This is a genomic window from Pseudomonas sp. KNUC1026, from assembly GCF_021650705.1.
In the GTDB taxonomy this organism is placed as follows: domain Bacteria; phylum Pseudomonadota; class Gammaproteobacteria; order Pseudomonadales; family Pseudomonadaceae; genus Aquipseudomonas.
Genome location: NZ_CP087138.1, coordinates 3,362,606 through 3,374,412, shown reverse-complemented (window position 1 = coordinate 3,374,412; position 11,807 = coordinate 3,362,606). Strand labels below are relative to the sequence as shown.

Here is an 11,807-nt window from a genome sequence, read left to right as displayed (position 1 = left end):
GACATGCGTGGCGCGTCGATTCGTCATCAGCAACCGCTGCCCAGCCGCAAGGCTCCCCCACGGGGTGCCAGCCGCATGGTGGCCAAGGAGCCCCTGAGCGTGCGCATTCCGCGCCCGGGCACCGGCTGGCTGAAAAAGCTGCTGTGGCCGCTGCTGGTTGTCGGCCTCGGTGTCGGCAGCTGGTATGGCACCCAGTACGCCATGCCCTATGTCGACCGCCCCATCACTCGCATCAACGTGCAGGGTGACTTGAGCTACATCAGCCAGGAGGCGGTGCAGCAGCGCATTGCGCCCTATGTGAATTCGCGGTTTTTCAGCATCGACCTGAACGGGCTGAGTGCGGATCTTCAGACCATGCCATGGATTGCCCACGCCGAAGTGCGCCGGGTGTGGCCGGATCAGGTGGTGATTCGCCTGGAAGAGCAACTACCCGTCGCCCGCTGGGGCGATGACCAGCTGCTGAACAACCAGGGCCAGGCGTTCGCGCCACGGGAGTTGGCCAATTACGAGCACCTGCCGCAGCTCTATGGGCCGCAGCGTGCGCAGCAACAGGTAATGCAGCAGTACCAGGTGTTGAGCCAGATGCTCCGGCCGATGGGCTTTTCCATTGCCCGGCTGGAGTTGCGCGAACGTGGCAGCTGGTTCCTGACTACCGGTGCCGGCGCTGCCGGGCCGGGGATGGAACTGTTGCTGGGGCGTGATCATCTGGTGGAGAAGTTGCGCCGGTTCATTGCCATCTATGACAAAACGCTCAAAGACCAGATGACAAATATCGCTCGCGTCGATCTGCGCTACTCCAACGGCTTGGCCGTAGGCTGGCGGGACCCGAACGCAGCCCCGCAGGCCCAGGCGGCCGTGGCGAAGAATTGAGGAAGAGGCAGGACAATGGCAAACGCGCATAGCGGAAAAATGATCGTCGGGCTCGACATCGGTACCTCCAAGGTGGTGGCGCTGGTGGGCGAAGTCGCGGCGGACGGTACCCTGGAAATCGTCGGTATCGGTACCCACCCTTCCCGTGGCTTGAAAAAAGGCGTGGTGGTCAACATCGAGTCGACCGTGCAGTCGATCCAGCGCGCGGTCGAAGAAGCGCAGCTGATGGCTGGTTGCCGTATCCACTCGGCGTTCGTCGGCGTCGCCGGCAACCATATCCGCAGCCTGAACTCCCACGGCATCGTTGCCATTCGCGACCGTGAAGTCAGCACTGCCGATCTCGAGCGCGTGCTCGACGCCGCTCAGGCCGTTGCGATCCCGGCCGACCAGCGTGTGCTGCACACCCTGCCGCAGGACTACGTGATCGATAACCAGGAGGGCGTACGCGAGCCATTGGGTATGTCGGGCGTGCGCCTGGAGGCGAAGGTCCACGTGGTGACCTGCGCGGTGAACGCGGCGCAGAACATCGAAAAATGCGTGCGCCGTTGTGGCCTGGAAATCGACGACATCATCCTCGAGCAACTGGCTTCGGCTTATTCGGTACTCACCGATGACGAGAAAGAACTGGGCGTGTGCCTGGTGGACATCGGCGGCGGCACCACCGACATCGCCATCTTCACCGAAGGCGCCATCCGCCACACCGCAGTGATCCCGATCGCGGGCGACCAGGTCACCAACGACATCGCCATGGCGCTGCGCACTCCGACCCAGTACGCCGAAGAGATCAAGATCCGCTACGCCTGCTGCCTGGCCAAGCTTGCCGGTGCCGGCGAAACGATCAAGGTGCCGAGCGTAGGCGACCGCCCGCCGCGGGAACTGTCACGCCAGGCGTTGGCCGAAGTGGTCGAGCCGCGCTACGACGAGCTGTTCACCCTGATCCAGGCCGAGCTGCGCCGCAGCGGCTACGAAGATCTGATCCCGGCGGGCATCGTGCTCACCGGCGGTACGTCGAAAATGGAAGGCGCGGTGGAACTGGCTGAAGAGATCTTTCACATGCCGGTACGCCTGGGCGTGCCGCACAGTGTGCGCGGCCTCGACGACGTGATCCGCAACCCGATCTATTCGACAGGCGTAGGGCTGTTGACCTATGGCCTGCACAAGCAGTCCGACGGTGTGACGCTGACCGGCCTTACCGGTAACAGCGGCTACACCAGCGAGGAACCCAAGGCCCCGGTGCTTGAACGCATCAAGCGCTGGGTGCAAGGCAACTTCTGATTCAGATTCATCAGCAGTAGCAGTAGGCAAAAAACCAAATAGAACTACAGGAGAGGGAACATGTTCGAGCTCGTAGACAACATTCCACAAAGCCCGGTCATCAAAGTGATCGGCGTCGGCGGTGGCGGCGGTAACGCGGTCAACCACATGGTCAAGAGCAACATCGAAGGCGTCGAGTTCATCTGCGCCAACACCGACGCTCAGGCGCTGAAGAACATCGGCGCGCGCACCGTGCTGCAACTGGGAACCGGCGTGACCAAGGGGCTGGGCGCTGGCGCCAACCCGGAAGTCGGCCGCCAGGCCGCGATGGAAGACCGCGAGCGCATCGCTGAAGTGCTGCAAGGCACCAACATGGTCTTCATCACCACCGGCATGGGTGGCGGCACCGGTACCGGCGCTGCGCCGATCATCGCTGAAGTGGCCAAGGAGATGGGCATCCTCACCGTGGCAGTGGTGACCCGCCCGTTCCCGTTCGAAGGCCGCAAGCGCATGCAGATCGCCGATGAAGGCATCCGCGCCCTGCAGGAAAGCGTCGACTCGCTGATCACCATTCCCAACGAAAAGCTGCTGACCATCCTGGGCAAGGATGCAAGCCTGCTGAGCGCCTTCGCCAAGGCCGACGACGTACTGGCCGGTGCCGTTCGCGGTATCTCCGACATCATCAAGCGCCCGGGCATGATCAACGTCGACTTCGCCGACGTGCGCACCGTGATGAGCGAAATGGGCATGGCCATGATGGGCACCGGCGCCGCCAGCGGCCCGAACCGTGCGCGTGAAGCCACCGAGGCTGCCATCCGCAACCCGTTGCTCGAAGACGTCAACCTGCAGGGCGCCCGTGGCATCCTGGTCAACATCACCGCAGGCCCGGACCTGTCGCTGGGCGAGTACTCCGATGTGGGTAACATCATCGAAGCCTTCGCCTCCGACCACGCGATGGTCAAGGTCGGCACCGTGATCGACCCTGACATGCGTGACGAGCTGCACGTGACCGTGGTCGCCACCGGCCTGGGCGCACGCATCGAGAAGCCCACCAAGGTAGTCGACAACACCCTGCAGGCCTCGCCCGTGCAACAGGCGGCGCCCGTTCAGCAACCTGCCGCCCAGCGTGCCGAGCAGGCGGCTGTGAACTACCGCGACCTGGACCGCCCGACCGTTCTGCGCAACCAGGCTCATGGTGGTGCTGCCACCGCTGCGAAAATCAATCCCAATGACGATCTGGACTACCTGGACATCCCGGCATTCCTGCGTCGTCAAGCCGATTGATTTTCTTAATCAGGAGTATAAGGGTGATTGGTGTTCAGCAAAGGCGGGGTCTGCTATGATCCGCAGCCTTTGTTGATACCCGATCGCACCCTGCGCTGAAGCGGCCATTGCCATGATTAAACAACGCACTCTGAAGAACATTATCCGTGCCACGGGCGTGGGCCTCCATTCCGGGGAAAAGGTTTATCTGACCCTCAAACCCGCACCTGTGGATACCGGTATCGTCTTCTGCCGTACCGACCTGGACCCTGTCGTCCAGGTGCCTGCCTACGCGCTGAACGTCGGTGAAACCACCATGTCGACCACTCTGTTCAAGGGTGACGTCAAGGTCGACACCGTCGAGCACCTGCTGTCGGCCATGGCCGGGCTGGGGATCGATAATGCCTACGTCGAGCTCTCGGCTTCGGAAGTGCCGATCATGGACGGCAGCGCCGGCCCGTTCGTATTCCTGATCCAGTCCGCCGGCCTGGAAGAGCAGGACGCACCGAAGAAATTCATCCGTATCCTGCGTGAAGTCACCGTGCGGGAGGGCGACAAGCACGCCACCTTCCTTCCGTTCGAGGGCTTCAAGGTCAGCTTCGAGATCTTCTTCGATCACCCTGTGTTCAAAGACCGTACGCAAACCGCCAGCGTCGATTTCTCCAGTACTTCGTTCGTCAAGGAAGTCAGCCGTGCCCGCACGTTCGGCTTCATCAGCGACCTCGAATACATGCGCAAGCATAATCGCGCCCTGGGCGGCAGCGTCGAGAACGCCATTGTCGTAGACAAGGAAGGCGTGCTCAACGAAGACGGCCTTCGTTACGAAGACGAATTCGTCAAGCACAAGATCCTCGACGCCATCGGCGACCTGTACCTGTTGGGCAAGAGCCTCATCGGCGAATACCACGGGTTCAAGTCCGGCCACGCGCTGAACAACCGCCTGCTGCGTCAGCTGTTGTCCGAGCCCGATGCATTCGAAGTGGTCACGTTCGAAGATGCCAGCACCGCGCCGATTTCCTACATGCGCCCGGTTGCCGCGGTCTGAGTTTCAAACTCTCTCCTTAGCTTCACTTTCAAGGCCACCTCAAAGGTGGCCTTTTTTATTGGCGCGCCAAAAGAATTGGCAAAGGTTGCAGGCGGGGCTTGCTTCAGCCTTTGTAGACGCGGCTGGCCAGCCGCTCGAGTGCGGCACGCAACGCGGGGTCGCTGATGCCTTGTGCGGTTTCGTGAAGGCTCTCGGCAGCGTTGCTGGATAGCTGGGACGCAGCCCCGGTGACCTTGGCGTGTGCCAACGGGGGCCTGACCTTGAACAACACCCTGCTGAGCCCTGCGAACTCGGGCAACGCCTGCAGGTCGCGCTGCAAGCGCTTCTGCTGATAGCGCAGGCGCGTGGCCCAGTGGCTGTCGGTCACGATCAGCAGCAATGTACCCTCCCGCCAGCTCGCCAGCCTGCAATGTGCGCGCGCGGCCGGTTGCAACTGGCTGTCGAGCAGACGCTGCAACCGAGTGATGCGCAAGGTCTGGCTGAACAGCGCCTTGAGTGGGCGCGCTTCGCGCAGCAGAACCAGCGGTTCGCGCGCGGTGTGTGGGCGGAAGGCCATAGGCAAGGGGTATCGAAAAAGGTAGCGGCGATCTTAACAGAAACCACAGGTACGCCCTGGCGTCTGAATATCGCTTCACGACGATCGCTTCACGACGATCGCTTCACGACGATCGCTTCACGACGATCGCTTCATGACGAATGTTTCAGCCGCCTTGAAGTTCGCGCAAACGCCCCTATTGTGTACCGGCTCCGTAAAAGCGCCGTGCCAGTACTGTGGTCATCACCACTTTCCTCACCAGCGTTTCGGGGTAGAATGCTCGTTCGCGTGCGGCCATGAGGGCTGCTCGGGCGACTCCTGGGGGCCGCCCTCCATCCCTATGTGTGGAAGATCCAGCCAATATGTTTTCGCCTTTGTTGAAGAAACTTTTCGGGAGCAAGAACGAGCGTGAGGTCAAGCGCATGCTCAAGACGGTCGGTGCCGTCAATGCGCTCGAAGAGCAAATGGTCGCTCTCTCTGATGAACAGCTGCGCGGCAAGACCGAAGCGTTCAGGGAGCGCCTGGCCAAAGGTGAAACACTCGATCAATTGTTGCCTGAAGCCTTCGCGGTGTGCCGCGAGGCAGGCAAGCGCATCATGGGCATGCGCCACTTCGATGTTCAGCTGATCGGCGGCATGACGCTGCACGAAGGCAACATCGCCGAAATGCGCACCGGTGAAGGTAAAACCCTCGTCGGTACCCTGGCTGTCTACCTGAACGCGCTGTCCGGCAAAGGCGTTCACGTCGTCACCGTCAACGATTACCTGGCCCGCCGCGACGCCAACTGGATGCGCCCGCTGTACGAGTTCCTCGGCCTGTCGGTCGGCATCGTGATGCCATTCCAGCCGCCCGAAGAGAAACGCGCCGCCTACGCCAGCGACATCACCTACGGCACCAACAACGAATTCGGTTTCGACTACCTGCGCGACAACATGGCCTTCAGCCTGGAAGACAAATTCCAGCGCGAGCTGAATTTCGCCGTGATCGACGAAGTCGACTCCATCCTGATCGACGAAGCCCGTACCCCGCTGATCATCTCCGGCCAGGCCGAGGATAGCTCGCGCCTGTACATCGAGATCAACAAGCTGATCCCGCAGCTCAAGCAGCACGTCGAAGAAGTCGAAGGCCAGGTCACCGAAGAAGGCCACTACACCATCGATGAGAAGGCGCGCCAGGTCGAGCTCAACGAAGCCGGGCACCAGTTCATCGAAGAGATGCTCACCCACGTCGGCCTGCTGGCCGAGGGCGAGAGCCTGTATTCGGCGCACAACCTGGGCCTGCTGACCCACGTCTACGCCGCACTTCGCGCACACAAGCTGTTCAATCGCAACATTGAATACATCGTGCAGGACGGTCAGATCGTGCTGGTCGATGAGCACACCGGCCGTACCATGCAGGGCCGCCGCCTGTCCGAGGGCCTGCACCAGGCGATCGAGGCCAAGGAAAACGTCAATATCCAGGCCGAAAGCCAGACACTGGCGTCGACCACCTTCCAGAACTACTTCCGCCTGTACACCAAGCTTTCCGGCATGACCGGCACCGCCGACACCGAAGCGTTCGAATTCCAGCAGATCTACAGCCTGCCGGTGGTGGTGATCCCGCCGAACCGCCCGCTGGCGCGCAAGGACTTCAACGACCTGGTATACCTCACCGCAGACGAGAAGTACGCCGCCATCGTCGCCGATATCAAGGAAAGCATGGCCAAGGGCCGGCCGGTACTGGTCGGTACCGCCACCATCGAAACCTCCGAGCACATGGCGGCATTGCTGCGCCAGGAAGGCATCGAGCACAAGGTGCTCAACGCCAAGTTCCACGAAAAGGAAGCGGAGATCATCGCCCAGGCCGGTCGCCCCGGCGCGCTCACCATCGCCACCAACATGGCTGGCCGTGGTACCGACATTCTCCTGGGCGGCAACTGGGAAGTCGAAGTGGCGGCCCTGGAAGAGCCAAGCCAGGAGCAGGTCGCACAGATCAAGGCCGATTGGCAGAAGCGCCACCAGCAGGTGCTCGAGGCCGGCGGCCTGCACGTGATCGCTTCCGAGCGCCACGAATCGCGCCGTATCGACAACCAGCTGCGTGGCCGTGCCGGCCGCCAGGGTGACGCCGGCTCCAGCCGCTTCTACCTGTCGCTGGAAGATCCGCTGATGCGCATCTTCGCCTCCGACCGCGTCAAGAGCTTCATGAAAGCCCTGGGCATGCAATCGGGCGAGGCCATCGAGCACCGCATGGTCACCAACGCCATCGAGAAGGCGCAGCGCAAGGTCGAAGGTCGCAACTTCGACATCCGCAAGCAATTGCTCGAATACGACGACGTCAACAACGAACAGCGCAAGGTGATCTACCACATGCGCAACACGTTGCTGTCGGCAGACAACATCGGCGACACCATCGCCGCCTTCCGCCAGGAAGCGTTGGACGCGATGGTCGCCCAGTACATTCCGCCGCAGTCGCTGCCTGAGCAGTGGGACATCGCCGGTCTGGAAGCTGCACTGGCGAGCGACTTCGCCGTGAAGCTGCCGATCCAGCAATGGCTCGACGAAGACGACAAGCTCTACGAGGAAACCCTGCGCGAAAAACTGCTGGCCGAAATCCTCGCTGCGTACCTGGAAAAAGAAGACCAGGCCAGCGCCGACGCGTTGCGCACCTTCGAGAAGCAGATCCTGCTGCGTGTGCTCGACGACCTGTGGAAAGACCACCTTTCCACCATGGACCACCTGCGCCACGGTATTCACCTGCGTGGCTATGCGCAGAAGAACCCCAAGCAGGAATACAAGCGCGAGTCCTTCGCACTGTTCCAGGAGCTGCTCGATTCCATCAAGCGCGACACCATCCGCGTGCTCTCGCACGTTCAGGTGCGCCGCGAAGACCCGGCCGAGGAAGAGGCGCGCCTGCGCCGCGAGGCCGAGGCACTGGCCGAGCGTATGCAGTTCCAGCACGCCGAAGCGCCGGGCCTCGAGCAACCTGAGGCATTGGAAGAGGGCGATGATGTCGCCGTGGCCATGGCTACTGCCCAGGCACCTGCCCGCAACGATCAGAAGCTTGGCCGCAACGAGCTGTGCTGGTGCGGTTCGGGCAAGAAGTTCAAGCACTGCCACGGCCGCATCGAGTAACCTCGAGCGCGCTGTGCAGAACTCGCCGCGCCGGCTCTGCCGCCGCGGCGTTTTACTATCCTGTTCGCCACGTCTTGTTCATTTTCACTAAGGAGCGTCTCCATGGCTGTCGGTCTTGGCCCATTGCCTACCCTGCACCCGGTCCCCGGTTTCGAACTCGGCATCGCCTCGGCGGGCATCAAGCGCCCAGGCCGTAAAGACGTGGTGGTGATGCGCTGCGCCGAGGGCTCCAGCGTCGCTGGCGTGTTCACCCTCAACGCCTTTTGCGCAGCACCGGTGATCATTGCCAAACAGCGCGTGAGCGGCGCGGTGCGCTATTTCCTGACCAACACCGGTAATGCCAACGCCGGCACCGGCGCACCGGGCCTGGCGGCTGCGGAGCGCACCTGCGCCAGCCTCGCAAGGCTGGCGGGCGTGGACGCCAGTGCCGTGCTGCCGTTCTCCACGGGCGTGATCGGCGAGCCGCTGCCGGTCGAAAAGATCGAAGGCGCGCTGCAGGCCGCCCTGGATGACCTCTCGGAAGGCAACTGGGCCGAAGCCGCCACCGGCATCATGACCACCGACACGCTGCCCAAGGGTGCCAGCCGGCAGTTCACCCACGAGGGTGTGACCGTGACCGTGACCGGTATCAGCAAGGGTGCCGGGATGATCCGCCCGAACATGGCCACCATGCTTGGCTACATCGCCACCGACGCCAAGGTCGCCCCGGCGGTGCTCAAGGACCTGATCCTGGACGGCGCCAACAAGTCGTTCAACCGCATCACCATCGACGGCGATACCTCCACCAACGACTGCTGCATGCTGGTCGCCACCGGCAAGGCTAACCTGCCGGAAGTGGCCGAGCCCCGCGGCCCGCTGTTCGAGGCACTCAAGCAGGCCGTGTTCGAGGTGTGCATGGAAGTGGCCCAGGCCATCGTGCGCGACGGTGAAGGTGCGACCAAGTTCGTTACTGTGCAAGTCAATGGCGGTGGCAATCATCAGGAGTGCCTGGACGTCGGTTACGCTGTGGCCCATTCGCCACTGATAAAGACCGCACTGTTCGCCTCCGACCCCAACTGGGGCCGCATCCTGGCCGCCGTGGGCCGCGCAGGTGTGCCTGAACTGGATGTGAGCAAGATCGACGTGTACCTGGGCGACGTGTGCATCGCCCGGCAAGGCGGCCGCGCCGCCAGCTACACCGAAGCGCAGGGCGCCGAGGTGATGGCACGTGAGGAGATCACCATTCGTATCGAGCTGGGCCGTGGTGAGTGCGCCGAGACGATCTGGACCACTGACCTCTCCCACGAGTACGTGAAGATCAACGCCGAATACCGTACCTGAGCCTTCCACGCGACAAGGAGTTCGCCATGCAGCTGATCATTGCCGACAAACGCTATTCATCCTGGTCACTGCGTGGCTGGCTCGCAGTGCAGCTGGCGGGCGAGCCGTGCGAGGAGATTCTCGTGCGGCTTTACCAGCCCGATACCCGCGCGCGCCTGCTCACCCACTCGGGCGCCGGCAAGGTGCCGATCCTCAAGACTGCCCACGGCGTGATCGCTGACAGCCTGGCGATCGCCGAATACCTGGCCGAGCGCCACCCTGGCCTGTGGCCGGAGGATGTCGCCGCGCGCGCCCTGGCGCGTTCGGCCTGCGCGCAGATGCACAGTGGCTTCACGGCTTTGCGCCAGGCGATGCCGTTCGACCTGCACCACGATGCCCCTTTGCAAACGGTGAGTGCCGAGCTGCAGGGCGACCTCGACCGCATGCTCGAATTGCTCGGCGAATGCCGCGCCGCGCGCACCAGCGAAGGGCCGTGGCTGTTTGGCGAACAGAGCCTGGCCGATGCCTATTTCGCCCCGATAGCGGTGCGCCTGCGCAGCTATCAGGTTGCCTTGCCCGCCGAAGTGGCTGACTGGGCCGACACCATCTACCAGTGGCCGGCCTTCAAGGCCTGGCAAGCCGCTGGCCTGGAGGAAACGTGAAACGCATACATGTAGTCGCTGCGGTGATCCGTGGCGAAGATGGCCGCATTCTGATCGCTCGGCGCAGTGACGCGCAGCACCAGGGTGGCCTGTGGGAATTTCCCGGCGGCAAGCTCGAAGCCGGCGAGGTACCGCGTGATGGCCTGGCCCGCGAGCTGCGCGAAGAGCTGGGTATCGAGGTCGTAGAAGCACGGCCGTTGATCACCATCCCCCATGACTACCCCGACAAGCAGGTGCTGCTCGATGTCTGGGAAGTCACCGCGTTCAGTGGCCAGCCGCACGGCGTCGAAGGCCAGCCGCTGGCCTGGGTGAGCCCACGCGCCCTGGGTGACTACGACTTCCCGGCCGCCAACGAGCCGATCATCGCTGCGGCCAGGTTGCCTGCCCAGTACCTGATCACCCCCGAGGGGCTGGAGGGGCCGGTGCTGCTCAAGGGTATCCAGGCGGCAGTGGCGCAGGGCACCGGGCTTGTGCAACTGCGCGCGCCGAACATCTACGACCCGCAGTACCGCGACCTGGCAGTGGATGCAATCGGCTTGTGCGCCGGCAAGGCGCAGTTGATGCTCAAGGGGCCGCTCGAGTGGACGGGCGATTTCCCCGCCGCCGGTTGGCACCTCACCGCAGAGCAACTGCGCAAGTACGCCAATAACGGCCGCCCCTTTCCCAAGCATCGTTGGCTGGCCGCTTCCTGCCACGGCCCTGAAGAGCTCGAGCTTGCCCAGCGCATGGACGTGGACTTCGTGACACTGTCACCGCTGCAACCAACCCAGACGCATCCCGATGCCCAGCCCCTGGGGTGGGAGGCCGCACGGCAACTGGTGGCAGGTTTCGGCCGCCCGGTGTTCCTGCTCGGCGGCATGCGCCCAGGTGACCAGGCACGCGCCTGGGAAATCGGAGCGCAAGGCGTGGCAGGCATCCGAGGGTTCTGGCCTGCGGCCTGAGCGGCGGCGCCTCTCGCCGCCGCACGCTGATTCCGGCAAAATGGCGACTTGCCATGAACGGAACGGCACTCCACTACCGAGGATTCAAAGGATCGTGAACGTCGCAAGCCAACCGGGCGCCGCCAATGTCGCCAACGCCGTTGCCAACAACGTGCGCTACCAGGGCCGCAAGGCCAGCCGCCAAGGCAGTGAGCAGCGACGCCAGGAAATACTCGATGCCGCCATGCGCATCGTTGTGCGTGACGGGGTCAGAGGAGTGCGCCACCGCGCGGTGGCCGCTGAGGCGGGCGTGCCGCTGTCGGCCACCACCTATTACTTCAAGGACATCGAAGACCTGCTGGCCGACACCTTCGCCCGCTATGTAGAGCGCAGCGCCGAATACATGGCCAAGTTGTGGGAAACCACCGAAGCCATCCTGCTGGACCTGATCGCAGAGGGTGACGGCAGCCCAGCGGCCAAGGGGCGGCTGGCCGACGAAATCGCGCAGATGGTCACCGATTACGTGCGCAAGCAGGTTGCATCCCGCCGCGATTACCTGATGGCCGAGCAGGCGTTTCGCCAGGAAGCACTGCTCACCCCGCGCCTGGCCGGGCTGGTGGTGGATTATCAGGCTATTCTGCTGAGCGGTGCGTGCCAGATTCTGCGGGTGCTGGGCTCTGCACAGCCCGAGCAGGATGCGCAGGTGCTGAGCGCGGTGATCGCCCACATGGAGTACCAGGCCTTGCTCGAAGCCGAGTTGCCGCCGAACGAACAACTTCCCGCCAGCGACCCGTCGCTGGCGACCATGACCCGCTACATGCATTTGGTGATGGCTTCGGCCTGATCCTC

General features: G+C 63.2%; 10 protein-coding genes. 9 read left to right on the top strand and 1 reads right to left on the bottom strand.

Features of this window, described 5'->3' with window-relative positions; translation table 11 throughout:
- Positions 1–3 precede the first annotated feature (3 nt).
- The 4 genes from LN139_RS15690 to lpxC all read left to right on the top strand — a co-directional run bounded on the left by LN139_RS15690 (position 4) and on the right by lpxC (position 4,432).
- The gene (locus LN139_RS15690) at positions 4–870 is read left to right on the top strand and encodes a cell division protein FtsQ/DivIB (RefSeq protein ID WP_236355142.1); all 867 of its coding nucleotides are present in this window, start codon (positions 4–6) and stop codon (positions 868–870) included.
- Between the two features lie 15 nt (positions 871–885).
- Positions 886–2,145, top strand: a complete 1,260-nt coding sequence (ftsA, locus tag LN139_RS15685) for a cell division protein FtsA (protein ID WP_236355141.1) — start codon at positions 886–888, stop codon at positions 2,143–2,145.
- Between the two features lie 60 nt (positions 2,146–2,205).
- Positions 2,206–3,408, top strand: coding sequence for a cell division protein FtsZ (ftsZ, locus tag LN139_RS15680; RefSeq protein ID WP_236355140.1), 1,203 nt, complete (start codon positions 2,206–2,208; stop codon positions 3,406–3,408).
- A gap of 112 nt (positions 3,409–3,520) precedes the next feature.
- Positions 3,521–4,432, top strand: a complete 912-nt coding sequence (gene lpxC / locus LN139_RS15675; RefSeq protein ID WP_236355139.1) for a UDP-3-O-acyl-N-acetylglucosamine deacetylase — start codon at positions 3,521–3,523, stop codon at positions 4,430–4,432.
- A 103-nt stretch (positions 4,433–4,535) separates the two neighbouring features.
- Here the strand turns inward: lpxC and LN139_RS15670 are convergent, their stop codons facing one another.
- The gene (locus tag LN139_RS15670) at positions 4,536–4,988 is read right to left on the bottom strand and encodes a DUF721 domain-containing protein (RefSeq protein ID WP_236360450.1); all 453 of its coding nucleotides are present in this window, start codon (positions 4,986–4,988) and stop codon (positions 4,536–4,538) included.
- 341 nt (positions 4,989–5,329) lie between these two features.
- On the opposite strand from LN139_RS15670, the gene secA reads away from it, so the two are divergent.
- The 5 genes from secA (at position 5,330) to LN139_RS15645 (ending at position 11,802) form a co-directional block, all read left to right on the top strand.
- A complete protein-coding gene (gene secA / locus LN139_RS15665; protein ID WP_236355138.1) occupies positions 5,330–8,077 on the top strand; it encodes a preprotein translocase subunit SecA in 2,748 nt (915 codons plus the stop codon).
- 102 nt (positions 8,078–8,179) lie between these two features.
- Positions 8,180–9,397 carry a bifunctional glutamate N-acetyltransferase/amino-acid acetyltransferase ArgJ gene (argJ, locus tag LN139_RS15660; protein WP_236355137.1) on the top strand — a complete coding sequence of 406 codons (1,218 nt, stop codon included), beginning with the start codon at positions 8,180–8,182 and terminating at the stop codon, positions 9,395–9,397.
- A 26-nt stretch (positions 9,398–9,423) separates the two neighbouring features.
- Complete coding sequence (locus LN139_RS15655) at positions 9,424–10,038, top strand: glutathione S-transferase family protein (protein WP_236355136.1); 615 nt, start codon at positions 9,424–9,426, stop codon at positions 10,036–10,038.
- Complete coding sequence (locus LN139_RS15650; protein WP_236355135.1) at positions 10,035–10,979, top strand: Nudix family hydrolase; 945 nt, start codon at positions 10,035–10,037, stop codon at positions 10,977–10,979. Before LN139_RS15655 ends, LN139_RS15650 begins: the two co-directional genes overlap by 4 nt.
- A gap of 91 nt (positions 10,980–11,070) precedes the next feature.
- On the top strand, positions 11,071–11,802 hold the full coding sequence (locus LN139_RS15645; RefSeq protein WP_236360447.1) for a TetR/AcrR family transcriptional regulator: 732 nt from the start codon (positions 11,071–11,073) through the stop codon (positions 11,800–11,802).
- The last annotated feature ends 5 nt before the right edge of the window (positions 11,803–11,807 follow it).